Genomic DNA, 26,109 nt, shown 5'->3' with positions numbered 1-26,109 from the left:
CACGCACTTTCCTTTTCTCTACTGCATTTATCGCTGCGCGACAGCCGATGGATCGAAAGAAAGCTTCAGTTGCGGATTTTTTCCACCGGGATGGCGCAGCCGCGCGGCAATGCCGCGGCTGTGGCCCGGCTCAAGCCCTGCCGCGGGCGGATCGATCAGCGTCGAGGCGGCCAACCGGCCATCGAGGTAGAGGTCGGCGCGCACCGGCGGCAGGGCTTGCCAGGCGGGGCCGTGATTTTCGAGGATGGCATTGACCAGCAGAACCGGCATGCCGGCGGAATCCTGCTCCGTCAGCGTGACATGGCTGATATCCAGCGGCTTTGCGGGTGCGGCGGCGTTACCGTCGCCCAGGATCAGGCGCGTTCCGCCCGCCAGCAGAAAGACTGAGAGGCAAAAGACGGCAACCAGCATGACGAAGCCGCTCACGGACAGGCGATGCAGGGACATCTCCATCTGTTCCGTCAGCGCGTGCAGCCTCTCTGCCGCAGTGGGTTCCGCTGCAACTCCCTTGGGGGCAAATTCCTGGCGCAGGCGGGCTCTGAGATCACCCACCGGGTCTTTCACCGTGACGAAACTGGCATCGACAATGTCATCGGCGAGCACAAAGCCCGGGCGAGGCGCGGGCCGGGGGCGACGCTCCGGCAAGAGGAGATCGACATCCGGCTCCAGCCGTTTCCTGCGAAAGCCAAAGCCGCTCATCCGGCCTCCCTGATCGCGCCATCGCGGCCAGGGCGCGAGGGGCATTGAAACCAATTCTCCCCAGAGGTAAATTCGAATGGTTAATGATTTGCAAAAAATTGCCGGAATTTGCCGCTTCAAACCGGATGTTTACCGGATGGTAACCGGGAGCCTTAACAAGTCACTGAATGGTCTGCCGCATCCGAGCCCGGGCATGGCAGGCGTGAAGCAGCGATCCACCGCAACAGAGCAGGCGCTCCCTTTGATCCATTTCGAAAATGTCGGACTGAGATATGGCATGGGCCCGGAAATCCTGCGGGACCTGACCTTCGACATTCCAAAGCGCTCCTTTCAGTTCCTGACCGGCCCCTCCGGCGCGGGCAAGACCACGCTGCTGCGCCTCTTGTTCATGTCGCTCAAGCCGACGCGCGGGCTGATCCGCAGTTTCGGGCGCGACATTACCCAGATTCCGCGGGATGAACTGCCGCTGCTCCGGCGGCGGATCGGCATCGTGTTTCAGGATTTTCGCCTGCTCGACCATTTGACCACCTATGAAAATGTCGCCCTGCCGCTGCGCGTCCGCGGCAAGGAGGAATCGTCCTACCGGCAGGACGTGCTGGAACTCTTGAAATGGGTGGGGCTTGGCGAGCGCATCAATGTGCTGCCGGCAGTCCTGTCCGGGGGTGAAAAGCAGCGCGTTGCCATTGCCCGCGCCCTGATCGACCGCCCTGAACTGCTTCTGGCCGACGAGCCGACCGGCAATGTCGATCCGCCGATGGCGAGGCGCCTTCTCAGCCTGTTTCTGGAGTTGAACCGGCTGGGCACTGCCGTGGTGATCGCCACCCACGATCTGGCGCTGATGGATCAACTGGATGCACGGCGGATGATTTTGACCGAGGGGCGGCTGGACATCTATGAATAACCGGCCCCCGCCCTCCCAGACACCGTCGCAACGCACGGCCCCGCGGCCGGCTCCCGCAGCGCGTGCGCCGCAGCGCAGTGATGGTCCGCCGCCGCCGCGCAAGGGCGAAATCCAGGTGCGTCCCACCGGCGCCATCCTGCCGCCTTCGAATATCCAGGGCAATGCGCTGATGGTGGTGATCGCCATCATGGCGTTTCTGGCCTGCCTGACGCTCGGGGCCGTGTCGATGGTGCGGGCGACCGCCGCAAGCTGGCAAAGCCAGATTTCCCGCGAGGTCACCATCCAGATCAAGCCGGATGACAGCATTGATATGAACCAGGCGCTGACGCGGGCGCGGGATCTGGCACTCACCTTCGTCGGCACCAAGAGCGGCCAGATTGTCGATGAGGCCGCCACGGCCCGGCTGCTGGAGCCCTGGCTGGGCTCCGGGCTCGACATCAATGACCTGCCGGTGCCGCGCCTTGTCATCATCACCATAGACGAGAACAATCCGCCCGATTTTGCCGCGATGCGCGACCTGCTGACCTCGCAGATCCCGCAGGCTTTCCTGGATGATCACCGCACCTGGGTGGACCGGCTGGTTTCCATGGCGCGCACCACTGTGCTGATTGGCTTCGGCATTCTCATTCTCGTCTTCACCGCCATGGTGCTGACGGTGATTTTCGCCACCCGGGGCGCACTTTCCGGCAACCGCCACATCATCGAGGTTCTGCATTTCGTCGGGGCGGAAAGCCCGTTCGTGGCCCGCGAATTCCAGAAGCATTTTCTGAAGATCAGCCTCAAGGGGTCTGCCGTGGGCAGTGTCGCGGCGGCCTCGCTGTTTGCGCTGGCGAGTTTCTGGCAGGACCAGAGGCTGGCCACGCCGCAGGCCGATCAGGCAACGGCGCTGTTCGGGCGGTTCGAGATCGGTTTCAGCGGCTATATGGGCATTTTCGCCACCATGATCGTGATTGCCCTGCTGACGACGGTCACCGCCCGGCTGACCGTGATGCGCGCAATCTATGAGATCGACCAGATTCGCTCCGATCCCAGCCGCACCGATGGTCTGCCTCAGGATTGACGCATGGACCGATCATGGTGATCCCTGGATCGATGCTCCTGTTCCTCGGCGCGATTTCGGATTATGGACGGGTATGAGCATGCGCCGGAAAGATTCGCCGAACCGATTGCAGCCCGCCCGCCCGCCGGGACGGCTGTTTTCGCGCAATGGCAGCATTCGCCGCCTGTTGCGCATTCTCGGCTATACGACATTGCTTCTGGGGGCCTGCCTGGTGGCCGGCTTCCTGCATTTTGCCGACCGGGTGACGATGATGGCGCCGCCCGCCGATCCGAAGGCGGATGCCATCGTGGTGCTGACCGGCGGCTATCAGCGCATCGACAAGGCCATGGAACTGCTGCAGAAGGGCGCGGGCCAGCGGCTGCTGATTTCCGGTGTCGATCCCAGCACCAGCCCGGCGCAGATCCGCAGGATGACGCAAACCTCCTCCAGCCTGTTCGATTGTTGCGTCGATATCGGCTATCAGGCCATCGACACCGTTGGAAACGCGAACGAGGCGACGCGCTGGATCCATGACAAGCGCTATCAATCGGTGCTGATCGTGACCAGCAATTACCATATGCAACGCAGCCTGATGGAATTGCGGCGTCTCGATTCCCGCACGGATTTCATCGCCTATCCGGTGGTGAACGGCGACCTGCGCACCAAGGCCTGGTTTTCCGATCCGAATGCGCTGCGCACCATGCTGGCCGAATATGTGAAGATGCTGATTGCCTATGGCCGCGATCTTCTCGGCTGGGAAAGCTGGAGCGGATTGCGCACCGGCGAGGAATGACGGGATCACCCCGAAGAAAGCCGGGGAATTGGCTTTTTCCCGTCACGGATTTCGTATAGGCAGGGCGCAATTGCCGTCTGGATCATGACCATGCTTGCCCTGCGCGCCCATCTTTTCAATGTGCTTTTTTATGCCAACCTGATCATCCGCATGATCGTGCTGTCGCCGATCTATTTTTTTCTTCCGAGAAAGCTGGCTTTCCGCATTCCGAAAGCCTGGGCGAGATCCAATCATTGGCTGATGAAGACCGTGGTGGGCACCACCATCGAGATCGAGGGGCTGGAGCATATTCCCGACGGTGGCTATATCCTTGCGCCGAAGCATCAGTCCTTCTGGGATGTCTATGCCCTGCTGCCGTGGATGGATGATCCGGTCTATATTCTGAAGCGGGAGCTGATGTGGATCCCGCTCTTCGGCTGGTATGCGGCCAAGCAGCGCATGATCCCCGTCAATCGCGGCGCGCGCGGCAAATCCATGGTGAAGGTCATGCAGCGCACCGCCGAAGAGATGCGAAACGGACGGCAACTGGTGATCTATCCGGAAGGAACCCGTCTGCCGCCGGGGGCCGAACCGCAATATAAATACGGCATTGCCCGCCTTTACCGGGATCTCAATGTTCCCGTCGTGCCCGTTGCCGTGCATGCCGGGCTGTTCTGGCCAAGGCGCAGCATGATGCGCTATCCCGGCCATTACAAGCTGCGCATCCTGCCGCCGATCCTGCCGGGGATGGAGCCGGATGCCTTCTTTGAAAAACTGATCGCGGAGCTGGAGACGGCGAGCGACGAGTTGCTGGTTGACGCCGCCCGCACCAATCCCGACCTGCCCTTGCCCCCCACTGCCAAGGCGCGGCTGGAGGCGCTTGCGGGCAATTCGGGGACGTGACTCATGCCAAGGCTCGAAGATGCTAATGCATCCTCGCCTTGAAGGGATTTCGAATATCTCAAATGCATCAAGGGCTTGAGATATTCGAAATGGGAATACGAACTGCCATTTTCAATGACTCTTCGTATCATAGCCCATTCGCCACGCCTTCCAGCCATTTGTCGCGAATGCCCATGCTGCGCAAATGCTGCACGGTGTTCAGCACATAGGCGTCGTTGGGGCCGGAATGGCCGTTGGCGCGGCGCACGATGTCGATGGCTTCCGCCACGGTCAGCGCACCGGCATATTGCTTATGCTGTCGGTCCACCACATAGGTCAGCGCCTGCACGAGACGGCCATCGGCAAGTGTCAGGCGCAGCCTGCGCTCCTTGTAAACCTGGGTTACAAGCTCGCGTTCGCGCAGATAGGCAAGCGTCTCCGGCCAATCTTCGGCTGCCACCTGAAACGCCACGCCATGACAGGAACCGCCATGGTCGAGACCCAGCACGAGGCCCGGTTCCGCTTCACTGCCGCGATGATACCAGGAGCGGACACAAAGGGCGCGGCGATAGCCGTGCGCGCGGGCGCTGATCCGCTCGTGGAACGGGAAACCGGGATTCCACATTAAAGAACCGTAGCCAAAGACCCAAAATTCGTTCATATCGCAGTTCATACCAGAGAGCTTCGAGGCGGCACACAATTGGAGAAGCGCATGGCCACGTCAAGCGAAACAGATTGCCGGACACGCAATCGGCGACTGCTTTCGATCAGCATCTGGGTAATCGTTGCGGTCCTTGTTTACAGCGCAGCCTGGTTTGCGCTGGCCAATTACGCCACGCAAAAAGTTGAATCGGTCTTCGACGGCGATAATCCGCTGGCGGCGGCTCTCGATTGCGATGACATGAAAATCGCCGGTTTTCCGCTGCGTCTGGGGCTGAATTGCACGAAAGTGACGATCAATGACCGTCGCAACGGCATTCTCGGCACGGCTGGCAGCTTCCGGTCCTCGGCCCAGATTTTCCGCCCCGGCAATATCACCTGGGAATTGGACGGGCCTGCCATCGTGCAGACCGCCAATCATCTTGCTGCGACCCTGCGCTGGGATCGTATGCATTCCAATATCTCCATGGGCTTCGACGGAATTGATTCGGCTTCCACCAATCTGCTGCAATGGCAGGCCAATTTCACGGAAGCTCTGACCGGTGCGACGCTGGCCTTGAACGCTGATCAGGGCCGGGTGCGGCTGAAGCGGACTGGCGCGGACCTGTTTGCCGGCATGCAAGTCACCGCGCTTGGCATTGGCGAAAACGATGACGGTCCGAAATTGCCGAATGCCAATCTTCACGGTGATCTGATCTTGCTCGGGCAGGCGGGCGTCCTTGATATCGATCATCCCGAGCCCCTGCAGGTGCGCGGACTTCAGGGCCAGCTCAACGGGCTGGTGGTGGATATGGGCGAGGGGCGCAAGCTGACCGCCAGCGGCCCGCTCACCGTTGACAATAACGGCCTTGTCTCCGGCACGCTGAAGCTGGAAGTGGAGAAGGTCGATAGCTGGCGTGACATGGTCATCGCCGCCTATCCGCAGACGAAGGACGTTGCGCGCATGGCCGCAAAGGGGCTCAAGGCCCTGTTCATGGGCCAGAACCAGGGCAGTGTGACCCTGCAAATCACCAATGGTGTCATCGTGCTCGGCTTCATTCCGCTCGGGAATATTCCGCCGCTGTAATACGAGGAGTCATTTTCAATGACTCCTCGTATAAGACGGGATTAAAACGGTAAGTGTTTTCTTACCGTTTGTCGTCCAGCGCATGGCGGCCAAAGTCCGGCACATCCACATCTTGACCGGCTTCGACGATGGAGCGGCGAATGGTGCGGGTGCGGGTGAAAAGCTCGAACAGCTTGTCGCCTTCGCCCCAGCGGATGGCGCGTTGCAGCGAGGCAAGATCCTCGGAAAAGCGGGCCAGCATTTCCAGGATCGCGTCCTTGTTGTGCAGGCATACGTCCCGCCACATGGTCGGATCGGATGCGGCAAGGCGGGTAAAGTCGCGGAAACCGGAGGCGGAATATTTGATGACTTCGGATTCGGTCACCGTTTCCAGATCGTCCGCCGTGCCGACGATGTTGTAGGCGATGATATGCGGCAGGTGGGAGACGATGGCCAGCACCTTGTCATGATGCTGCGGGTCCATTTCATCCACTTTGGACCCCAGTGCTTCCCAGAACTGGCGAAGCTTGGCAAGGGCCTCGGCATTCGTGTCCGGTAGTGGTGTGAAGATGCACCAGCGCCCCTTGAACAGACCGGAAAAACCGGCCTCGGGGCCGGATTTTTCCGTACCCGCCAGCGGGTGGCCCGGAATGAAATGCACATCCTGCGGCATATGCGGCGCCATCTGGGCGATGACGGAGGCCTTGGTGGAGCCGACATCGGTGATGATTGCGCCCGGCTTCAGCGCCGGAGCGATCTGCACCGCCACGCTTTCCGAGGCGCCGACCGGGACCGATACGATGATGAGATCGGCACCATCGGCAGCACTTGCGGCGGAGGTGGTGTAACGATCACCCAGCTTCAACGCTTCCGCCTGGGCAAGCGTCGCCGCCGAGCGGGTGGAAATGACGATCTCCTGCGCAAGGCCGAGCTTGCGGACATCGCGTGCGATGGACGAGCCGATCAGGCCGATGCCGATCAGCGCAATCCGATTAAAAAGCGGCTCCATCAACTCCGTCCCAGAAAGTCTTTGAGCGCGGCGATCACGCCGAGATTGGCCTCTTCCGTGCCAATCGACATGCGCAGCGAATTGGGGAAGCCATAGGCCTTGACGGCGCGCAGGATATAGCCGCGCGAGGTCAGGAATTCATCGGCCTCCGGCGCGCGCTTGCCATCCTCATCCGGGAAATGAATGAGCAGGAAGTTGGTGACCGAAGGCGTTACCTTCAGCCCCATGGCCTCGAACTCCTGTGTCAGCCGGGTGAGCCAGCCCAGATTGAAATCCACCACCTTGTCGGTGAACTCCCGATCCAGAATGGCTTCGGCCCCGGCGGCAATCGCGGCACTGTTCAGGTTGAAGGGGCCACGCACGCGGTTCATGGCGTCGATGATGGCGGCGGGCGCATAGATCCAGCCGATCCGAAGTGCGGCCAGCCCGTAGATCTTCGAGAAGGTGCGCGTCATCACCACATTGCGGTTTTCCGAGACGATCTCGATGCCTGCTTCGTAATCATTGCGGCGCACATATTCGGCATAGGCGGCGTCCAGCACCAGCAGCACATGCTTGGGCAGACCTGCTACGAGACGGCGGATCTCCGCGCCTGGCACATAGGTGCCGGTGGGATTGCCGGGATTGGCGATGAAGACCATTTTCGTCTTGTCGGTGACGGCGGCAAGAATGGCATCGACATCCACCTGGCCGTTATTTTCCTTGACGGTAACCGGCGTTGCCCCGGCTGCGGTGATCTGGATCTTGTAAACCAGAAAACCGTGTTCGGTGATGATCGCCTCATCGCCCGTGCCGAGATAGACATGGCAAAGCAGACCGAGCAGCTCATCCGAGCCATTGCCGCAGAGAATATTGGCGGGGTTCAGGCCGTGGGCGCTGGCAATGGCCTGCCGCAGCTTGACGGCCTGTCCGTCCGGATAGATTTCCAGCTGGCTGGCGGCGGCCTTGAAAGCCTCGATGGCCTTGGGGCTCGGGCCGAGCGGCGTTTCATTGGAGGAGAGCTTGTAGACCTTGGCCACGCCCGGCGCATGCTCCTTGCCCGGAACATAGGCTGCGATATCGAGAATTCCCGGACGCGGAGCGGGCTCAAGCTTGGCACTCATGGCAACAGATCCTGATGAAATGGCGTTTGACTGAAGGCTTTGCCTTATCCGCTCATCGTTATTTTGTCGAGGGCGGCGGGCAGGGGGAAAGCCGGTTCAGCGCCTCTCTCGTGGTGGGTACGCCCTGCGGGGCAAGCACTGGCGCGAAGACGCGACGCGAGGCCCGCACGGCCACCGGCAAGCCCTGATAAAGCCGCTTCTGCGCCTCAACCACGATCACGCCGCTGAAGGCGGGCGAGAATATCCGCCCGAAGCGCTCGAAGGCGCTGCGCAGGCCCAGCACGGTTTTCAACTGCGACGGCGGGAAGAACAGCGCTTCCGCCGTGGCGCCCGGCGTAAAATTGGTTTCCCGAAACAGAGCCGTCAACTGGCGGCGAGAATAGGGTCGGCCCGAGCCGAAGGGAGTGTGTTCCATGCGGGCCCACACGCCGCGCCGGTTGGGCACCACGATCACCAGCCGCCCGCCAGGCGCCAGCACCCGCCAGATTTCCTTGAGCGTTTCCCGCGGGCTTTCGGCAAATTCCAGCGAATGCACCATCAGCACCCGGTCGATGGAGCTGTCCGGCAGCGGCAATTCCTCTTCGAAGACCAGCGCGGTTGAGGACCGTTCCCCCGGCGGCCAGTTTACCGCACCCTGGCCTGCGGGCATGAAGGCGAAGGCGCGTTCGGTATCGGCGCGAAACCGGTCGAGATAGGGAATGGCATAGCCCAGCCCCACCAGCCGCTCTTCCGGCAGGCGCGCCCAGAGCGAGGCGAGCGCCATGGAAATCGACTGTTCCGCAACCCGGCCAAGCTGCGAATGATAAAACTGGCGAAGATCGACAATATCCACGTACATGCCGGGACTTTGACAGCAGCAGCCGATCATTTCAAGGCACAAGACTGGCCTTCAAAGGTTGGGAAAATCTGCGTTTGGCTTTTGACGCAAGTGTCGGTCAGACCTACATTGAAAGCAAAAGTCTGTTCAAGAATTGTCGTTGGTGTGGCGAAAATGGTGATTTCGAGAACCAGGGCGGAGCATACTCAAGTATGTGAGCACTGGAGGCGCAGAAATTGCCATTTGCAGCCCGCCAGCGGCAATTATGGACAGACTTTGAGGAAACCCAAGGAATTGTCCGATGAAAAGCCTTGAACTGGATGTCTTTCTCTGCCGAAGCGATAATTACGGCGTACTCGTGCATTGTCCCGAATCCGGCTTGACGGCCTCGATCGATGCGCCGGAAGCCGGGCCGATCATCGCCGCAGCGGAACTGCGCGGCTGGACGATTTCGCATATTTTCACCACCCACCACCATACCGATCATGTCGAGGCCAATCTGGCGCTCAAGGAAAAATACGGCTGCACCATCATCGGGCCGGTCAATGAGGCCGTGGCCATTCCGGGGCTCGACCGCACCGCTGCCGATGGCGATGAATTGCTGTTTGGTGAGCATCGTGTGCAGGTGATCGAGACTCCCGGCCATACGGCCGGTCATGTCTGCTACCATTTCGTCGACAGCAAGCTGCTGTTTGCTGCCGATACGTTGTTTGCGCTGGGCTGCGGGCGGCTGTTCGAGCGCTCGGCCAGCGACATGTGGCATTCGCTGCAGAAGCTTTCGGTGCTGCCGGATGAGACGGCGGTTTATTTCGGCCATGAATACACGCTTTCCAATGCCCGTTTCGCGCTGACCATCGATCCCGACAATGAGCGGCTGAAAGCGCGGGTCCAGGAAATTGAGGCACTGAGGGCCGAAGGCCGCTTCACCATTCCGACGACGCTTTATCTGGAAAAGGAAACCAATCCCTTCCTGCGCGCGGGCGATCCCGGCATTCGCCGCAATCTGCTGATGGAAAGCCGCAGCAATGAAGAGGTGTTTGCCGAAATCCGCAAGCGCAAGGACAATTTTTAAGATGCAGGCTCAAGACATCATCGCGGCCCTTGCCATGCAGCCGCATCCCGAAGGCGGGTGGTATACGGAAACCTTTCGCGATGCGCCGGAGGGCGGGCGCGGTCACTCCACTGCGATCTACTACCTGCTGGAGAAGGGGCAGCGCTCGCATTGGCACCGGGTGCGCGATGCCGCCGAAGTCTGGCATTATTACGCGGGCGCGCCGCTTTCGCTTTACCGCTGCGATGACGGCAAGACCGTGCAGACCATCAGCCTCGGTCCGGATGTGCTGAAAGGCGAACGGCCCCAGGCCGTCATTCCGGCCAACAGCTGGCAGGCGGCGGAAAGCGCCGGCGATTTCACCCTTGTCGGCTGTACGGTTGCGCCCGGTTTCAGTTTTGAGGCCTTTGAGATGGCGCCGCCGGGCTGGTCCCCTTCCGCCTCCTGAACATGTCGCTGGCCGCCAGCACTGCACCGCCGGTGATCAGCGCGCAGGCCAGCGCAATGCGCAGGTCAGGCTCGGCAAAACCGAAGAGGATGAGAATGAGCGTCGAGAGCAGCGGCGCGGCATAGCTGGCCGCGCCAAGGATCTGGATGTCGCCGTTCTTGACGCCGAAATCCCAGGCGTAAAAGGCGGCCCCCACCGGCAGCAGCCCGAGCCCGATCACCGCCAGCCATTGCGATAGGCTTTCCGGCCAGATTGTCTCCTCCAGCCCGAGATGGCAGAGCAGCGACAGGAGCGAGGTGGCGAGGCAAAAGCCGGTGACGACATCGGTGGACGCCGCTTCGAAGCGGCGGGTGATCAGCGAATAACCGGACCAGGTAAAGGCGCAGAGAAAGGCCGCACCATAGCCGAAGGCATAGGCCGGATCGAAATGAAAGCCATTCTTGCCGACGATCAGCACCGTGCCGCACAGCCCTGCCACCGCGCCTGCGCAATGATACCAGCGCAGCCTTTCCCCCGGCAAAAGCGCCGAGCCGAAGACGATCAGCAGCGGCCAGAGATAGGCGATCAGCCCCGCTTCCACGGCAGGCGCATTTCGAAGAGCCGTGAAATAGAGAAAATGATAGCCGAACAGACCGGCAATGCCGACAATCCAGACTTTCGCGGGCTGGCGCAGCAGCTGAAGGCGCTGCGGTTTGAGGATGAAGGTGACGATGCCGGGAAGCGCGCCGATGGCAAAGCAGACGGCTGAAAGCTGGAAAGGCGGCATCTTACCCGATGCCGCCGTCATCAGGGCCAGAAAGGACCACATCAGAATGGCGCTGAAACCGATCAGCGTTGCCTTGATCTTCATAAGCGCTCCGGCGGCGACCCGCCGGGGCTTTTCTCATGCGCCGAAACGGGTTGCCGTGATATAGAGAGGGCCAACCCGGGTCGGCACTTTGGCATAGACAGGAGCATATAGCTTCATGCCGCCAGCCTTGGCAAACCAGATTTCCATGTCATTGGCCTGCCGCAGATATTCGATATCGCTGCGACCCTTGTTGAACCCGGATTTCGGCACATAGCGCACACTGCAAACGGTGGCCTCGCCCGAGACATCGCCGGCGGTGAACTTCGCCTTGCCCTTGGGAGAAAGCACCAGATCCATGCGGCTCTCGCCATCATAGATCGGAATGGTGCGGTTGCAGAGCCCGCCTCTTTCTGAAAGCACCAGCCCGCCCAGCGGATCGAAGACGGCGCGCAGGTCTCCCGGCGAGACGGGAATCCAGCGATCGGCATTGCGCTTGGGTTCCGGCGTAATGCTGGTCTTGACGACCGAGCCGCCGGAAAAGCGCACATCATAGGTGCGGGTGCGTTTACCGCGCGTGTAGATCAGTTCATAGCTCTGCGGCTCAAGTCTTTCCGTGCCGACCACCTGACCTGCCACGCTGGTTTTGGCCGTCAGACTGGTGAAAACATTGACCAGCCCCGCCGAGGAAATGTCACCGGCGATCTTGTAATCGGAATCGCTGATATTGGTGGTGAAGGAGGCCCGCGCCACGGGCAGGCCAGCCAGCGTCACCCGGTAATCGGTGTGATAGCTTTCATCGGCAAGTGCTGCGCCGCCAAGAGCCAGAACGCCCGCCATTGCCGCCAGAAAAGATCTGCCAAGACCTTGAGAAAACATCATCGCCATGCGCCATCCTGAAAATGTGATTTGTCTTATCTAGGGCTTTCACTGTGGCAAGACGATAGCCGAAGGCCAGAGAAATGCCGTGATGGGCGAAGTTTGGCTTGACGGGCGCGGCCAAGCTGACTATAGAACCGCAACTTTCCAATCAGACCGCGTTGGATTGCGCGCCCGAGTTTTGCCGGGACGTTCTCCGATTGCCAAGAAGAATATAGGTGCAACATGTCCCGTGTATGTGAATTGACCGGCAAGGGCGTCCAGTCGGGCAACAATGTCAGCCACGCCAACAACAAGACCAAGCGCCGGTTCCTGCCGAACCTGTGCGATGTCACGCTGATCTCCGACGTTCTCGGCCAGCGTTACCGTCTGCGCGTTTCCGCTGCCGCTCTGCGCTCTGTCGAGCACCGCGGTGGTCTGGACGCTTTCCTCATCAAGGCTCATGAAAACGAACTGTCGATGCGCGCCCGTCTGCTGCGTCGCCAGATCGTCAAGAAGACCGCTGAAGCTGCCTGATTTTCGGCCCCTTCTCGGAGGGATAAGCGCTCTTTTGCAATTGGGAGGCTTGGACGGGTCACCGTTCAAGCCTTTTCATTTGGGGGGGCTTTCAAGGATCAGAAAGTCCTTGCATCGGAAATCCCGAGAGCGCGTCAAAACAGGCTGGTGGCATAACCCAGGATAAAAAAATGCTCTCTCTCAAGCATATGCTCGTCTATGGCGCGCTGATGACTTTGGTCGTCGTGGCGTCCAATATTCTCGTTCAATATCCGCTGACCGGCGATCTGGCCGGCATCCAGTTGGGCGATCTCCTGACCTATGGAGCCTTCACCTATCCGGTGGCCTTTCTGGTGACGGATCTGACCAACCGGCAATTCGGCCCGTCCATGGCCCGCCGGGTGGTGTTTATCGGTTTTCTGGTCGGCGTAACGATCTCCTTCATCACCTCGCAGCCGCGCATCGCCATGGCGTCCGGCACGGCCTATCTGGTCGGGCAATTGCTGGATATCAGCGTGTTCAACCGCCTGCGCCAGCAGAGTTGGTGGAAAGCGCCGCTGGCAGGATCGCTGTTCGGCTCGGTGCTGGATACGCTGCTGTTCTTTTCGATTTCCTTTGCGCCCGCCTTTGCCTTCATCGGCGCCAATGACGATTTCGCCATTGGCTGGGCGCCGCTGCTCGGCGTGTTTTCTACCGAGGCGCCGCGCTGGATCTCCTGGGCGCTGGGTGATTTCACTGTCAAGATGACGGTGGGGCTCGTCATGCTGCTGCCTTACGGCGCGCTGATGAATGTCTTGAAGCCCTATCGTGTTACGGCAGCAACCTGAATTCCAGCATCAGGCTGCGTTGCAGGGGGGAATTGTTATCATCGGAGACGAGGATGAGGCGCAGGTCGCCCTGTCCTTTGTCGATGACATCGAGCCCTTCCATGTTGTCGATCTCGAACCCGGCATCCGCCTGCATCAGGGTCTCGCCCTTGACCTCGGCACCCGCGGCGATGTCCTTGCCGCGAAGACGGACGATGCGTATGGCAAGGCCGGTCAAAAGATGAAAGCGGCGCTCCAGCAGCAGCAGATCGCCATTCGGTAGCCATGCGCCATCGGTGACGTCGAAATCGTCGGGATGCGCCACCTTGAAGGAACCGGTTTTAGGTCCATCGACGATGCCTGCCCAAAGCTGGCCGTTCTCATCCAGACTGCGCTCCGTCACGGTCACCAGCCCGCCGCCCAGCGGGCCTGCGGGTGGGGACGCTGTCAGCGTTTCCAGGCTCTGATTGCTGGCGAGCACCGATCGGGGGAAAGGCAGCGGCAGGCTGCGTTCGGGCCGCGCCGTCTCAAAACCTTCCAGCGGATATTGGTCGATGCGATGGCGGCGCTCGAAGCCGACATAAATCTTGTCGCCCCGGATCGCCAGGCTTTCGGCATCCATCTCAGCCTTCGCGGCATTGGTCTTGCCTGCCCTGTCGCGCATGGCGGCGATGGAGAGCCCTGTGAGGCCGGAAAGGCGGCCTGCCGCATCGCGCTCGATCTCTCCGGAAAGCCAGTGGCCCGTGTCCAGCACGCCGATGAAATGCCGCCCATCGTCCCGAAAACGGATGGAGGACCAGCCGCCAAAGCGGCTGTTGGGGGAGGTCATCACCAGACCTCCCAGGAATTCCAGCTTGCCGAACACCTTCTGGCTTGAGCCCGGCCGGAAGGCGGTGATCACCCGGCCGGTCACGATCATCGGTTCGGCGGACGCCCGAAGGCCCCCCACCACCAGTGCCAGCAGCAGGACTGTCATCATGCGAAGCAGGCGTCGGAGCAACGCTTTGTGTCTGCGTATTTCCGGAGGGAAAACCGGTTTTTCCCTTTCGTGGAAATACTTTCCGGCCTTCATCATCCCGTCCTGCGGAAGGCACCGAGCGGACCCCGCACCGGCTTATCCTCGAACAGTGCCGCCAATTGCTCGGTCATCGCGCCCGCCAGTTCGTCGGCATCGACGATTGTCACGGCGCGGCGATAATAGCGGGTGACGTCATGGCCGATCCCGATGGCGAGAAGCTCGACCGGTGAGCGGGTTTCGATCTGCTCGATCACTGCCCGCAAATGCCGCTCCAGATAATTGCCCGGATTGACCGAAAGCGTCGAGTCATCGACGGGTGCGCCATCGGAAATCATCATCAGGATCTTGCGCTGCTCGCGCCGCCCGATCAGGCGGTTATGCGCCCACATCAGCGCTTCCCCGTCGATATTTTCCTTGAGCAGGCCCTCGCGCATCATCAGGCCGAGATTGCGGCGGGCGCGCCGCCACGGCGCATCCGCCGCCTTGTAGACGATATGGCGCAGATCGTTGAGGCGGCCCGGCGTTGCGGGCTTGCCGCTGGCCAGCCATTGCTCCCGGCTCTGGCCACCCTTCCAGGCCTTGGTGGTGAAGCCCAGGATTTCCACCTTCACGCCGCAGCGCTCCAGCGTCCGGGCCAGAATGTCGGCGCAGGTGGCGGCCACGGTGATCGGGCGTCCACGCATCGAGCCGGAATTGTCGATCACCAGCGTCACCACCGTATCGCGGAACTGCGTATCCTTTTCCCGCTTGAAGGACAGCGGTTGCATGGGGTCGATGATCATGCGCGTCAGGCGCGCCGGATCGAGATAACCCTCTTCCAGATCGAATTCCCAGGAGCGGTTCTGCTGGGCCATAAGGCGGCGTTGCAGCCGGTTGGCAAGCCGCCCCACGGCACCCTGCAAATGCGCAAGCTGCTTGTCGAGAAAGGCGCGCAGCCGGTCCAGTTCGGCATCGTCGCAGAGTTCTTCCGCCGTGATTTCTTCATCGAAGGCCTCGGTAAAGACCTTGTAATCGACCTTTTCGTTGAAATCGTCGAAGGGGCTGGCCGGGCGGCGCATTTCGCCAGGGGTCTCGCTGTCCTCGTCGCCTTCTTCCGACATGTCGTCGTCGGAAATTTCAGCGCCATCCATCTCGCCGTCTTCCATCTGCTCTTCGGCAGATTCGCTTTCATCGGCAGGCGCGCTTTCGGAACCGGCTTCCTCCTCGGAATTTTCCTGTTCCTCCTCGCCGCTGCGCTGCTGGTCTTCCTCGGCGGTTTCCTCTTCCTGGCCCTCTTCCGGGTCTTCGCCCATGTCCTCAGCCATTTCCATGGAGGAGAGCATGTGGCGCACCACGCGGGCAAAGGCCTGCTGGTCTTCGATCAGGGACGATAGATCGGCAAAATCCCGGCCTGCCTTTTCCTCGATGAAGGGCCGCCACAGATCCAGCACCTTTCCGGCACTTTCCGGCGGTTTCTGACCGGTCAGCGCCTGTCGCACCATCATGGCCACCGCTTCCGGCAGCGGCGCATCCTCGCGCCGCTCAATGCCGGAGAAATTGGCCTTGGCGTATTTTTCGGTGTTCATCGAGTGCAGATTGTTGGCCACGCCCTGCATGCGCAGCGCCCCGATGGATTCCACCCGCGCCTGCTCCACCGCATCGAACACCGCCCGCGCATCCTGGCCTTCGGGGGCCATGGAGGCGTGGATCTTCTGATCATGACAGGCAAGACGCAGCGCAATTGAATCGCCGATGCCGCGCGTCACGGCAATTTCCTGCGCCGTCGGACGTTTGGAAATCTCTGGCAGGCGGACACGCTCGCCCGCCAGCCCCGGCCGCTCATTGGCAAAGGCCACTTCGACATTGGCATTGCCGGCAATGGACCGCACACAGCCGGTAATGGCCCGGCGCATCGGTTCGGTATCCACCGCCGTGCCGGGTCTTGCTTGGGAATTATCGCCGCGACCTGCCATGATGAAACCGCCCCCGATCAGGCGCCGAGCACGATATTGGCGGCGCTTTCCTTGAGCTCCACGCCGAAGGCGCGCTGATATTGCTCGGCCACCAGCGTCCGTTCCAGCTCATCGCATTTGTTGAGGAAGGTGGTGCGGAAGGAGAAGGCGACATCGCCGAAGATTTCGGCGTTTTCCGCCCAGGTAATGACGGTCCGCGGGCTCATGACGGTGGAAAGATCGCCATTGATGAAGGCCGAGCGCGTCAGATCCGCCAGCCGCACCATCTTGTTGACGGTGTCGCGGCCCTCCGGCGTGGCGTTGAAGCTCTTCACCTTGGCGAGAACGATATCCACTTCCTTCTCGTGTGGCAGGTAGTTCAGCGTGGTGACGATCGACCAGCGGTCCATCTGCGCCTGGTTGATCTGCTGGGTGCCGTGATAAAGCCCGGTGGTGTCGCCAAGGCCGACCGTGTTGGCGGTGGCAAACAGGCGGAAGGCCGGGTGCGGGCGGATGACGCGGCTCTGGTCGAGCAGGGTCAGGCGGCCGGAGCTTTCCAGCACGCGCTGGATGACGAACATCACGTCCGGACGGCCCGCGTCATATTCGTCGAACACCAGCGCGACATTGTGCTGATAGGCCCAGGGCAGGATGCCGTCCTTGAACTCGGTGATCTGCTTGCCGTCCTTCAGAACGATCGCGTCCTTGCCGACGAGATCGATACGGCTGACATGGCTGTCGAGGTTGACGCGCACGCAGGGCCAGTTCAGCCGGGCAGCGACCTGCTCGATATGGGTGGATTTCCCGGTGCCGTGAAAGCCGGAGACCATGACACGACGGTTATGCGCAAAGCCCGCCAGAATGGCGAGCGTCGTTTCCCGGTCGAACAGATAGTCCGGGTCGAGATCGGGCACATAGGGGTCGGCCTTGGAATAGGCCGGAACGCGAAGGTCGGTGTCGATGCCAAAAACCTCACGAACCGAAACGGTCGTATCCGGCAAATTGGCGATATCCAGGTCAATCTTGCTCATCATATCTCCAAGCCGGACGGCGAAGACCGGCACATCTTGCAATTTCCGAGCGCGACAGCCCTCGGTCATCCACATCATCAAACGCACAAAAGCGAACTTCGTGCGCTACAGTGAAAATCTCCGGTGATCTTGCAACGCAAACAGGTTCGAAATCAAGGAAGCAAAGCCGGGTGCGTGGCGGGAATTCACCTTTCAGCCTTAGCAAAAACCGGATTGCTTTAACAACTGATAGGCTTGCACAACGGCACGAAAACGTTCTTCCGATCCCCGGTCGCCGCCATTGGCGTCCGGATGGTGCTTTTTCACAAGTTCCTTGTAGCGGCTCTTGATGTCCTGGGCGGTGGCGGCCCCGGTCAGGCCCAGCGTGTCGAAAGCCTTGGCCTCCAGCGTCTTCAGCTTGCGTTGCGGTTCGGCCCGCGCCCTGCCACCGCCCTGGTTGACGAAGCCGAAGGGGTCCTTGACGCGGGCATGGCCAGCCGCGGAGCCGGAGCGCAGCGTGGAATGCAGCGGCGCGTTCTTGGCGTCCCGGTTCACGCCCACCGTCCAGGTGGGACGGTGACCGGTGATCGCTTCCTTCTGGTAGCGGGCAATCTCGGTATCCGACAGGCCGGAAAAATAATTATAACCCTTGTTATATTCCTTCACATGCTCGAAGCAGAACAGAAAGAATTGGCCTTCGGCATTGCGGCCCACGGGCGCGCGGTGCACGCCGGGCTTGTCGCAGCCGTCCCACTGGCAGGTCGCCACGGGCTTGGCCTGCTCCTCGGCGCGCTTGCGGCGCGTGCGGATCTTGTCGAAATATTTTGAGTCGAGTTTCATGCCGCAATTATGGGGCGCTGCCCCTCCCACAACAAGAATTGACAAATCGGAATGTTCTTGCCTTTGTGAAGGCTTTTTCCGCGATCACAAAAAAGGCCCCTCATGTCGCTCCGCCAGACCATTGAAGACAAGCTGTCCGCCGCTTTTCAGCCGGAACGCCTGCAGGTCATCGATGAAAGTCATCTGCATGCGGGCCATCAGCCGGACATGACCGGCACCGGCGAAACCCATATGCGGGTCCGCATCGTGTCCCCCGCCTTCAAGGGCATGGCGCGGCTTGCCCGTCACCGCGCCATTACGGAACTCTTGCAGCCGGAGCTTGATGCCGGGCTGCATGCGCTGGCACTGGAACCTGCGGCAACGGACGAACCGGTGCGCTGGTAATCCGCCTATACGAAGGGTCATCGAAGATGGCAGTTCGTATTCCCTTTTCGAATATCTCAAGCCCCTGACGCAATTGAGATATTCGAAATTTCTTCAAGGCGAGGATGCGTTAGCATCTTCGAGCCTTGGTATTATATGTTCGCTGAGGCCATCTTGTCGGTGAGGAAAGACAGGACTTCGGAGGGCGGCACATCATCCGCAACGAAGGACTGGCCGATGCCGTGGGTGAGAATGAAGGTAAGCTTGCCGGCCTTGACCTTCTTGTCCTGTGCCATGGCGTCCAGCAGGATGTGGGGTGGCGGAAGCTCGCCTTCAATATCCGATAGGCGGGTGGGCAGGCCCACCGCCCGCAGATGCGCTTCCACCCGCTTGCCGTCATCCGGGCTTGCGAGATTGAGGCGGGCGGAAAATTCATGCGCCAGCACCATGCCGATGGCGACCCCTTCGCCGTGCACGAGGCGGGCGCTGTCATACTGTGTTGCGGCCTCCAGCGCATGGCCGAAGGTGTGGCCGAGATTGAGCAGGGCGCGACGGCCGTTTTCCCGCTCGTCCGCCACCACCACATCGGCCTTGGCCTGGCAGGAGCGGGCAATGGCCTCGGTTCTGGCCGCGCCGCCGGAAAACACCTCGCGCCAGTTCTTTTCCAGCCATGCGAAGAAATCCGGCTGGTCGATCAGGCCATATTTCGCCACTTCCGCATAGCCGGCGCGGAATTCGCGGGGGCTCAGCGAGTTCAGCACGCCGGTATCGGCCAGCACGAGATCGGGCTGATTGAAAATGCCGACAAGGTTCTTGCCGTGACGGGTGTTGATGCCCGTCTTGCCGCCCACGGAGGAATCCACCTGCGAGAGCAGCGAGGTCGGCATCTGTACGAAGCGCACGCCACGCCGAACGATGCCCGCGGCAAAGCCGGTCAGGTCGCCGATCACGCCGCCGCCCAGCGCAATCACCGTATCATTGCGCTCGATGCGGGCTTCCAGAAGTACATCGCAGACCTTTTGCAGGTGATCGAAGCTCTTGGTCTTTTCGCCTGCGGGGAGCGAAAGCGACACCGTCTCGATGCCATCGGCCTGCAGACTGTCCATTAAGGGTTCGAGATAGAGCGCGCCGACATGCTCGTCGGTGATGATGGCGGCCTTGCGCCCCTTGATGCGGGTGGAAATCTCGCCGCCTGCGCGGGCGATCAGCCCTTCGCCGATCAGAATGTCATAGGCACGCTCACCAAGCGGCACGTGAATCACGCGCTCGCCGTTCTCCCTGTCGTCAGCCATGGCTTTTCCTGTTATCCGTGAGATGGGTGATCACCGCCTCCAGCACCTCGGCGCAGATCACTTCCTTGCGCACATCGCGGGAATTGATGGTGATATCGGCGCGGGCATAGACAGGGTAGCGATCCTGCATCAGCTTTTCCAGCGTCTGCTTCGGGTTTTCCGTTTTCAGGAGCGGGCGATGATCGCGCTTGTTGACCCGTTCCCACAGCACCTCCAGATCGGCATGCAGCCAGATGGAAATGCCGCCGCGCTCGATCTGGCGGCGGGTCTTGTCATTGATGAAGGCGCCGCCGCCGGTGGAGACGACCTTGGGGCCGGAGCGCAGGATGCGCTTGACCACCCGGGTTTCCAGCGCGCGGAACTCCGTTTCGCCATAGGCGGTGAAAAGCTCGCTGATCGTCATACGGGAAACGCGCTCGATTTCGGTATCGGTATCGATGAAGGGCAGGCCGAGCTGCTGGGCCACCAGACGGCCAATCACCGATTTGCCCGCTCCCATCAAGCCGACCAGAATGAGATTGCGCCGCCCGAGAATGGCGCGGGTCCGTTCGGCAAGCGTCGGAGCAAGGAGAGAGCTTGTATCGGTCATCCGCTTTTTCGTAACTGTTTTGCAACCCTATTGACAAATGCTGGTGCGGCGTCAAGTCATCGCCGCAAATGCCAACGAGAAAGACAGGCCGAAGCCCCGGAAAAGCGTGGGTTTTCCTGAGAAAGCCGTCTGTTGCCCAACTCCAAGCGCCGGTTCCACCATGCCAAGCCTTTTTCGTCTCCTGTTCATTGTGGGTGTGATTGCCGGCTTCGTCTATGTGGCGATGTGGTGCCTGGTGATCTTCGTGGAGCCGAAACAGCGGGATATCACGGTGAAGATCCCCGCCAGCCGGATAGAGGCGAAACCGGTGGAGGCCAGCAAGCCGTGAGGCAGCAACGCACAAGGATGAGCCGATGGACCTGAGTGCAGCCCGGATCGAGGCCTTTCTGGAGATGATGAGCGCCGAGCGCGGCGCCGCTGCCAACACCCTTTCCTCCTATCAGCGCGATCTGGACGATCTCGCTGCCTTCCTGAAAGAGCGCGGCGTCAGCGTCATGACGGCTGCGGCGGGCGATATTTCCGCCTATCTCGCCCACCTCACCGCCAAGGGCTATGAAAGCTCCTCGCAGGCGCGGCGGCTTTCGGCGGCGCGGCAGTTCTATCGCTTTCTCTATGCGGAGGGGCTGAGGGAAGACGATCCCACCGCCATTATCGATCGTCCGAAAAAGGCCCGCAGCCTGCCGAAGACCTTGTCGATTGCCGAGGTGGAAAAGCTTCTGACGCTTGCCCATGACGAAGCCATGCTGGAGGGGCCGGACCGGCTGAAACGCCTGCGCATGCATGCGCTGATGGAGCTGATCTATGCCACCGGCATGCGTGTCAGCGAACTCGTTTCCCTGCCTGCCCATGTGCTGAAGCAGGAAGGCCGCTTTCTGATGATCAAGGGCAAGGGCAACAAGGAGCGGCTTGTGCCGCTCTCGCCTCCGGCTATTGCCGCGCTCAAGCTCTATGGCGAGGCGCTGTGGCGCGCGGATGCGGAAAGGACCGGCACCGGCTTTCTTTTTCCAGCCGCCAGTGCGGAAGGCTATCTGCCGCGTCAGGTCTTTGCACGGGAGCTGAAGGATCTGGCCGCGCGGGCGGGGCTGAACGTCGATGCCGTCTCTCCGCATGTGCTGCGCCATGCCTTTGCCAGCCACCTGCTGGAGAACGGCGCGGACCTGCGCGTGCTGCAGGAATTATTAGGTCACAGCGACATTTCCACCACGCAAATCTATACCCATGTGCTGCAGGAAAGGCTGCAGAGCCTGGTTCACACGCATCACCCTCTTGCAAAATATGGGAAAAACCACGATTAGAAGCCCGGCAAAGCCGGATTATAAAGGCGGAAGCCAAGATTGGCGTCCGTCGGGAAAGAATGATAGGGACCTGGACGGCAAGCGTGACACGGCGGAAAGACGCGCCGGGACAGCCTGCCCATCCTGAACTGCACGATCCCGACGCCCCTGGAATAACGATCGGAACGGACCTGATGATCAACTACCTGGACTTCGAAAAGCCCATCTCCGACCTCGAAGGCAAGATTCACGAGTTGAAGAAGCTGAAGAGCGAGGATGAAAGCATCGACACCTCGGAAGAGATCGGTCGTCTGGAAACCCGCGTCCGCGAGGCGATGGAAGAGATCTATTCCAAGCTGACCCCCTGGCAGAAGACGCAGGTCGCGCGCCATCCGCAGCGCCCGCATTTCGTCGATTACGCCTCGGCGCTGTTCACCGAATTCACGCCGCTGGCCGGTGACCGCAAATTTTCCGAGGATGCCGCCATCCAGGCCGGTCTTGCCCGTTTCAAGGGTCAGCCGGTGGCGGTGATCGGCCAGGAAAAGGGCAATGACACCAAGAGCCGCCTGAAGCATAATTTCGGCAGCCCGCGCCCGGAAGGCTATCGCAAGGCCGTGCGCATCATGGAACTGGCCGACCGTTTCGGTCTGCCGGTGATTTCGCTGGTGGATACGGCGGGCGCCTATCCCGGCGTCGGCGCGGAAGAGCGCGGCCAGGCCGAAGCCATCGCGCGGTCCACGGAGATGTGCCTGAACATCAAGGTGCCGCTCGTCTCCATCGTCATCGGCGAGGGCGGGTCTGGCGGGGCGATCGCCATTGCTACGGGCAACCGGGTCTACATGCTGGAGCATGCCATCTATTCGGTGATCTCGCCGGAAGGCGCTGCCTCCATTCTCTGGCGCGATTCCACCCGCGCCAAGGAGGCCGCCGCCAATATGAAGATCACGGCCGAAGACCTGAAGGCGCTCGGCATTATCGACGGCATCATTCCCGAGCCGGTGGGCGGCGCGCATCGCAACCCGGACGCCGTCATCGGCAAGGCCGGAGAGCTGATCGCCTCGGCTCTGCAGGACATGTCGGGCCAGACAGGCGAGCAACTGCGCAGCGCCCGGCGGCAGAAGTTCCTGGATATCGGCCGTCATCTCTGATCATGCGCTGCAGCCAGCCGAGACAGGTGCGGCTGCACGTATTTTTCACATTCCCAACGTTTTGGCGGATTGCCCACAGACACGGCACTGTCATACTCCATATCTGGTGCATAATTTTCCCCTCGAATCGATTCCGGTTCAAGGAATTATGCCGTAAAAAGGCGGTTCAAATCTCCCGCGCTTTCCGATAGGTTGGCGCGGGAAGCCAAATCATTCAGATTTCGTAAACCATATACTGCCAAGGTGATGTCCTGCCGCGCCATGACCATCATCGGGCATTATGCGGAAAAGCCATGGATGAAATCCAGGCCGGAGCGAACCGTCGAGCTTGAACATGTCAGCGTTTAGAATACCCCTGCATAAGGCTGCCTTGCTGATTGCCGTTGCCGCCCTTGTCAGCGGCTGTAACGATACGCTGGACACCGTTACCGAAAAGAAGCTGCCTGACAATGTCTCCAACAAGGTGGAGCAGCCGCTGCCGGATTCCATCCTGACGGCGATGAAGGCGAAGGGCATGGAGCGCAATTCGCCCATCGCCATCCGCATTTTCAAGGAAGAAGGCGTTCTGGAAATCTGGAAGGCCAAGACCGATGGCCGGTTCGACAAGATTGCCGAATATCAGATCTGCGCCTGGTCTGGCCGTCTCGGCCCCAAGGTGAAGGAAGGGGACCGTCAGGCGCCCGAGGGCTTCTATAATCTGACCCCGGCCAACCTCAATCCCTATTCGAAATACTATCTCGCCATCAATACCGGCTTTCCCAACCGCTTCGATGCCGCCAATGGCCGCACCGGCACCAATCTGATGATCCATGGTGCCTGCTCTTCCTCCGGCTGCTATTCGATGACGGATGCGCAGATCCTGGAAATCTACGCTTTTGCCCGTGATGCCTTTCGCGGTGGCCAGCAGACGGTGCAATTGCAGGCTTTTCCCTTCCGCATGACGGCAGACAATATGGCGCGTCACCGGTTCAGCCCCAATTACAGCTTCTGGCAGATGCTGAAGGACGGGTATGACCAGTTCGAGATCACCAAGCGTCCGCCGGATGTCGGGGTCTGCGACCGCAAATATGTTTTCAATCAGCAGGTGGATGGCGGCAAGGGGCTGAACCCGACAGGCGCCTGCCCGCCCATGTCCACACCGCCGCAGCTTGCGACCGCCATGGCCTCCTATAAGGTCGCCTATGAGCGTGATTACGCCAAGGCGATGAAGAAATACGAGGACAAGGTCTGGTACGATCCGACCGAGGCCGAGCGCAAGGCGCTGGTGGCCAGCCAGCTCAAGGGGCATGATCTTGCCTTTGCGCCCACCGGTTCGGCGCTGAAGGCCGGCAAGCTCCTGAAGCTGTCGGAAGTGGCCGATCCGTCCAATCCGGTGCCGAAAAGCAAGGCGGCTGTGACCAGCCAGCCGATGTTTGCCTCACTCGACAATCCCGCCAAGACAGGCCGTGTCGGCGGCGAGGTTACGGCCAGCACGCCGCAGGCTGCCGGCGTTGCCCCTGCGGCTGAAACCGCTCAGACGGCGGAAGCCGGTATTGCCAGCGCGACGGTGGCCCTGCCGGCAACCGGGCCGATGCCGCTTGCCAATCCGCTGACGCCGCCGCAGTCCAGCATGGTGGCCATGGATGCACCGGCGGAACCGGCCGCCAAGCCCTTCTGGAAATTCTGGGCGACGCGATGACCGTCGCGCCGACGCGCTTCGATCTCAGGGGCTTGAAATGCCCTCTGCCAGTGCTGAAAACCCGCAAGCGGCTGACGACCATGGCCAGCGGCGACCATTTGCTGGTAGAAACCACCGATCCGCTCGCGGTGATAGACCTGCCGCATATGTGCCGCGAGGACGGGCATCGGCTGATCAGTACCGATGTCACGGAAAACGGTCACCGCTTTTTGATCGAGAAGCGGTGACGTTTACAGCGCCGTGCGTTTTATCAAACGCACAAAGGACGCTGTAACACTTTAAATCTACTACATAATTTTATCCTTAAATCGCTTCCGATTTAAGGATAAAATTATGTAGTAGAGCATTTCCAGGAAAAGTGGAGTCCGGTTTTCCGTGCGGAAATGCGTAAAAACAAGGATTTAGAACCTGACCCCGGGCACGGCTAGCGGATTATCCTGCAAGGCGGCGCGATCCGGCCTGTCGATGGCGATCTTGCCGGTGAAGGTATCGAACAGATCGCGCACATAGGCCTCTTCCAGCCCATCGACGATCATCACCAGGCGCGTGCGCCGGTCCGCGCCGTCCGGCCAGGCCGCCAGCCGGACCGGCGGATGAAACACCGTCTGCACCCCATGCAGCACCAGCGGTCTCTCGGGATCATCCTTCAGGCAAACCACCGCCTTCATACGCAGCATTTTTTCGCCATGGGCCGAGCGCATCAGATCGATGAACAGATCCAGCGCCACCGGATCGACCGGCGCATCCTGCAAAATGGAGAAGGAGCGAATACTGTCTCCATGCCGCGTCACATCGTGATGATGATGGTGTCCGTGGTGGTGCCCATGGTGATGATCATGTGCGTGGTGGTCGTGATGATCATGATCGTGGTGATGATGATCGTGATCGTCTTCTTCCAGAAGCCAGCGCGCCACATCCGGCAGTTTTGTTTCCGGATCGTAGAGCCCATTGTCCAGCAGGCTGGCGGCCCCGGTGGTGGGATCGTCGCCGTCGAGCATCGGGGCGCGCGGGTTCAGCGCCGTCAGCCGCTGTTTCAGCGTCTTGATCGTGGTTTCATCGGCGAGCGAAAGCTTGGTCAGCACCAGCCGGTCGGCCACTGCCGCCTGCTTCATCGCCTCCTGATAGCTGTCCAGCGTTGCAAGTCCGTTGACGGCATCCACCACCGTCACCACGCCTTCAAGCTGGAAGGATTGAGACAGAACCGGATGGCCGATGACGGACTGCATCACCGGTGCCGGATCGGCAAGCCCGGTGGTCTCGATCACCACCCGTGAGAGCGGCTTGATCTTGCCGGTCTGCATGCGGTCCATCAGCTCGGCCAGCGTATCCACCAGTTCGCCGCGCACCGTGCAGCACAGGCAGCCATCGGAGAGTTCGACGATGGACTCGTTGGCGCTTTCCACCAGCAGATGATCGATGCCAACCTCGCCGAATTCATTAATGATCACCGCCGCATCCCGCATGGCCGGGTCCTTGAGCAGGCGGTTAAGCAGGGTGGATTTTCCAGCCCCCAGAAAGCCGGTGAGGATGGAAACGCGAACGCGGTCTGCGGCCTTGGCCATGGGCTTTATCC

29 protein-coding genes are annotated in these 26,109 nt (G+C 60.8%); 15 read left to right on the top strand and 14 right to left on the bottom strand.

Features of this window, described 5'->3' with window-relative positions; genetic code table 11:
• Positions 1-27: 27 nt before the first annotated feature.
• The gene (locus tag QO005_RS14495; protein WP_307158760.1) at positions 28-699 is read right to left on the bottom strand and encodes a hypothetical protein; all 672 of its coding nucleotides are present in this window, start codon (positions 697-699) and stop codon (positions 28-30) included.
• A gap of 241 nt (positions 700-940) precedes the next feature.
• On the opposite strand from QO005_RS14495, the gene ftsE reads away from it, so the two are divergent.
• The 4 genes from ftsE (at position 941) to QO005_RS14475 (ending at position 4,314) form a co-directional block, all read left to right on the top strand.
• Positions 941-1,600: a cell division ATP-binding protein FtsE gene (ftsE, locus tag QO005_RS14490; protein ID WP_307158888.1), complete on the top strand. Its 660-nt coding sequence runs from the start codon at positions 941-943 to the stop codon at positions 1,598-1,600.
• Complete coding sequence (locus QO005_RS14485; RefSeq protein WP_370878079.1) at positions 1,593-2,660, top strand: cell division protein FtsX; 1,068 nt, start codon at positions 1,593-1,595, stop codon at positions 2,658-2,660. Before ftsE ends, QO005_RS14485 begins: the two co-directional genes overlap by 8 nt.
• Positions 2,661-2,739: 79 nt before the next feature.
• Positions 2,740-3,432 carry a YdcF family protein gene (locus QO005_RS14480; RefSeq protein ID WP_370878078.1) on the top strand — a complete coding sequence of 231 codons (693 nt, stop codon included), beginning with the start codon at positions 2,740-2,742 and terminating at the stop codon, positions 3,430-3,432.
• A 90-nt stretch (positions 3,433-3,522) separates the two neighbouring features.
• A complete protein-coding gene (locus tag QO005_RS14475) occupies positions 3,523-4,314 on the top strand; it encodes a lysophospholipid acyltransferase family protein (RefSeq protein WP_307158886.1) in 792 nt (263 codons plus the stop codon).
• 127 nt (positions 4,315-4,441) lie between these two features.
• Here the strand turns inward: QO005_RS14475 and QO005_RS14470 are convergent, their stop codons facing one another.
• Positions 4,442-4,954 (bottom strand): gamma-glutamylcyclotransferase, encoded by a 513-nt coding sequence (locus QO005_RS14470; RefSeq protein ID WP_307158758.1) that lies wholly within the window; start codon positions 4,952-4,954, stop codon positions 4,442-4,444.
• 51 nt (positions 4,955-5,005) lie between these two features.
• Here QO005_RS14470 and QO005_RS14465 point away from each other — a divergent pair, with 51 nt between their 5' ends.
• Positions 5,006-6,019 carry a DUF2125 domain-containing protein gene (locus QO005_RS14465; RefSeq protein ID WP_307158757.1) on the top strand — a complete coding sequence of 338 codons (1,014 nt, stop codon included), beginning with the start codon at positions 5,006-5,008 and terminating at the stop codon, positions 6,017-6,019.
• Between the two features lie 61 nt (positions 6,020-6,080).
• On the opposite strand, the gene QO005_RS14460 is transcribed toward QO005_RS14465, so the two are convergent.
• From QO005_RS14460 to QO005_RS14450, 3 genes are read right to left on the bottom strand one after another with little or no spacing between them, the layout of a single operon-like run.
• Positions 6,081-7,007 carry a prephenate/arogenate dehydrogenase family protein gene (locus QO005_RS14460; protein WP_370878077.1) on the bottom strand — a complete coding sequence of 309 codons (927 nt, stop codon included), beginning with the start codon at positions 7,005-7,007 and terminating at the stop codon, positions 6,081-6,083.
• Positions 7,007-8,110 (bottom strand): histidinol-phosphate transaminase, encoded by a 1,104-nt coding sequence (gene hisC, locus QO005_RS14455; RefSeq protein WP_307158755.1) that lies wholly within the window; start codon positions 8,108-8,110, stop codon positions 7,007-7,009. Before hisC ends, QO005_RS14460 begins: the two co-directional genes overlap by 1 nt.
• 58 nt (positions 8,111-8,168) lie before the next feature.
• Positions 8,169-8,948 carry a class I SAM-dependent methyltransferase gene (locus QO005_RS14450; RefSeq protein WP_307158754.1) on the bottom strand — a complete coding sequence of 260 codons (780 nt, stop codon included), beginning with the start codon at positions 8,946-8,948 and terminating at the stop codon, positions 8,169-8,171.
• Between the two features lie 280 nt (positions 8,949-9,228).
• Between QO005_RS14450 and gloB the strand changes: the two genes are divergently transcribed.
• Positions 9,229-9,999 (top strand): hydroxyacylglutathione hydrolase, encoded by a 771-nt coding sequence (gene gloB / locus QO005_RS14445; RefSeq protein ID WP_307158753.1) that lies wholly within the window; start codon positions 9,229-9,231, stop codon positions 9,997-9,999.
• A gap of 1 nt (position 10,000) precedes the next feature.
• Positions 10,001-10,426 (top strand): cupin domain-containing protein, encoded by a 426-nt coding sequence (locus QO005_RS14440; RefSeq protein ID WP_307158752.1) that lies wholly within the window; start codon positions 10,001-10,003, stop codon positions 10,424-10,426.
• On the opposite strand, the gene yddG is transcribed toward QO005_RS14440, so the two are convergent.
• A complete protein-coding gene (yddG, locus tag QO005_RS14435; RefSeq protein ID WP_307158751.1) occupies positions 10,371-11,276 on the bottom strand; it encodes an aromatic amino acid exporter YddG in 906 nt (301 codons plus the stop codon). The genes QO005_RS14440 and yddG overlap by 56 nt on opposite strands.
• 33 nt (positions 11,277-11,309) lie before the next feature.
• On the bottom strand, positions 11,310-12,095 hold the full coding sequence (locus QO005_RS14430) for a DUF3108 domain-containing protein (RefSeq protein ID WP_370878082.1): 786 nt from the start codon (positions 12,093-12,095) through the stop codon (positions 11,310-11,312).
• A gap of 222 nt (positions 12,096-12,317) precedes the next feature.
• Here QO005_RS14430 and rpmB point away from each other — a divergent pair, with 222 nt between their 5' ends.
• Together rpmB and QO005_RS14420 are read left to right on the top strand one after the other, a co-directional pair.
• Complete coding sequence (rpmB, locus tag QO005_RS14425) at positions 12,318-12,608, top strand: 50S ribosomal protein L28 (RefSeq protein WP_307158749.1); 291 nt, start codon at positions 12,318-12,320, stop codon at positions 12,606-12,608.
• Positions 12,609-12,778: 170 nt separating this feature from the next.
• A complete protein-coding gene (locus tag QO005_RS14420; RefSeq protein ID WP_307158748.1) occupies positions 12,779-13,414 on the top strand; it encodes a VUT family protein in 636 nt (211 codons plus the stop codon).
• On the opposite strand, the gene QO005_RS14415 is transcribed toward QO005_RS14420, so the two are convergent.
• The 4 genes from QO005_RS14415 to QO005_RS14400 all read right to left on the bottom strand — a co-directional run bounded on the left by QO005_RS14415 (position 13,398) and on the right by QO005_RS14400 (position 18,192).
• Positions 13,398-14,372 carry an esterase-like activity of phytase family protein gene (locus tag QO005_RS14415; protein ID WP_307158747.1) on the bottom strand — a complete coding sequence of 325 codons (975 nt, stop codon included), beginning with the start codon at positions 14,370-14,372 and terminating at the stop codon, positions 13,398-13,400. The genes QO005_RS14420 and QO005_RS14415 overlap by 17 nt on opposite strands.
• Before the next feature lie 92 nt (positions 14,373-14,464).
• Positions 14,465-16,363 carry a cobaltochelatase subunit CobT gene (gene cobT, locus QO005_RS14410; RefSeq protein WP_307158746.1) on the bottom strand — a complete coding sequence of 633 codons (1,899 nt, stop codon included), beginning with the start codon at positions 16,361-16,363 and terminating at the stop codon, positions 14,465-14,467.
• 17 nt (positions 16,364-16,380) lie between these two features.
• Complete coding sequence (gene cobS / locus QO005_RS14405; protein ID WP_027486910.1) at positions 16,381-17,373, bottom strand: cobaltochelatase subunit CobS; 993 nt, start codon at positions 17,371-17,373, stop codon at positions 16,381-16,383.
• Positions 17,374-17,571: 198 nt separating this feature from the next.
• A complete protein-coding gene (locus tag QO005_RS14400) occupies positions 17,572-18,192 on the bottom strand; it encodes a J domain-containing protein (RefSeq protein ID WP_307158745.1) in 621 nt (206 codons plus the stop codon).
• A gap of 102 nt (positions 18,193-18,294) precedes the next feature.
• Here QO005_RS14400 and QO005_RS14395 point away from each other — a divergent pair, with 102 nt between their 5' ends.
• On the top strand, positions 18,295-18,576 hold the full coding sequence (locus QO005_RS14395) for a BolA family protein (protein WP_307158744.1): 282 nt from the start codon (positions 18,295-18,297) through the stop codon (positions 18,574-18,576).
• A 131-nt stretch (positions 18,577-18,707) separates the two neighbouring features.
• On the opposite strand, the gene aroB is transcribed toward QO005_RS14395, so the two are convergent.
• Positions 18,708-19,847 (bottom strand): 3-dehydroquinate synthase, encoded by a 1,140-nt coding sequence (gene aroB, locus QO005_RS14390; RefSeq protein ID WP_307158743.1) that lies wholly within the window; start codon positions 19,845-19,847, stop codon positions 18,708-18,710.
• Positions 19,840-20,436, bottom strand: a complete 597-nt coding sequence (locus tag QO005_RS14385; protein ID WP_307158742.1) for a shikimate kinase — start codon at positions 20,434-20,436, stop codon at positions 19,840-19,842. Before QO005_RS14385 ends, aroB begins: the two co-directional genes overlap by 8 nt.
• Before the next feature lie 160 nt (positions 20,437-20,596).
• Here QO005_RS14385 and QO005_RS14380 point away from each other — a divergent pair, with 160 nt between their 5' ends.
• The 5 genes from QO005_RS14380 to QO005_RS14360 all read left to right on the top strand — a co-directional run bounded on the left by QO005_RS14380 (position 20,597) and on the right by QO005_RS14360 (position 24,763).
• Positions 20,597-20,764 (top strand): hypothetical protein, encoded by a 168-nt coding sequence (locus QO005_RS14380; RefSeq protein WP_307158741.1) that lies wholly within the window; start codon positions 20,597-20,599, stop codon positions 20,762-20,764.
• A gap of 25 nt (positions 20,765-20,789) precedes the next feature.
• Positions 20,790-21,731: a site-specific tyrosine recombinase XerD gene (xerD, locus tag QO005_RS14375; RefSeq protein WP_307158740.1), complete on the top strand. Its 942-nt coding sequence runs from the start codon at positions 20,790-20,792 to the stop codon at positions 21,729-21,731.
• 173 nt (positions 21,732-21,904) lie between these two features.
• A complete protein-coding gene (locus QO005_RS14370) occupies positions 21,905-22,858 on the top strand; it encodes an acetyl-CoA carboxylase carboxyltransferase subunit alpha (protein WP_307158739.1) in 954 nt (317 codons plus the stop codon).
• A 349-nt stretch (positions 22,859-23,207) separates the two neighbouring features.
• Complete coding sequence (locus QO005_RS14365; protein WP_370878081.1) at positions 23,208-24,536, top strand: L,D-transpeptidase family protein; 1,329 nt, start codon at positions 23,208-23,210, stop codon at positions 24,534-24,536.
• Positions 24,533-24,763 carry a sulfurtransferase TusA family protein gene (locus tag QO005_RS14360; protein ID WP_307158737.1) on the top strand — a complete coding sequence of 77 codons (231 nt, stop codon included), beginning with the start codon at positions 24,533-24,535 and terminating at the stop codon, positions 24,761-24,763. The genes QO005_RS14365 and QO005_RS14360 overlap by 4 nt, the downstream gene beginning before the upstream one ends.
• A gap of 174 nt (positions 24,764-24,937) precedes the next feature.
• Here QO005_RS14360 and QO005_RS14355 read toward each other — a convergent pair whose 3' ends face one another.
• The gene (locus QO005_RS14355) at positions 24,938-26,098 is read right to left on the bottom strand and encodes a CobW family GTP-binding protein (protein ID WP_307158736.1); all 1,161 of its coding nucleotides are present in this window, start codon (positions 26,096-26,098) and stop codon (positions 24,938-24,940) included.
• Between the last annotated feature and the right edge of the window lie 11 nt (positions 26,099-26,109).

The organism is Allorhizobium paknamense (assembly GCF_030815125.1).
Lineage (GTDB): Bacteria > Pseudomonadota > Alphaproteobacteria > Rhizobiales > Rhizobiaceae > Allorhizobium > Allorhizobium paknamense.
The sequence above is the reverse complement of the archived record's forward strand: the minus strand, read 5'-3'. Positions and strand labels throughout refer to the sequence as shown.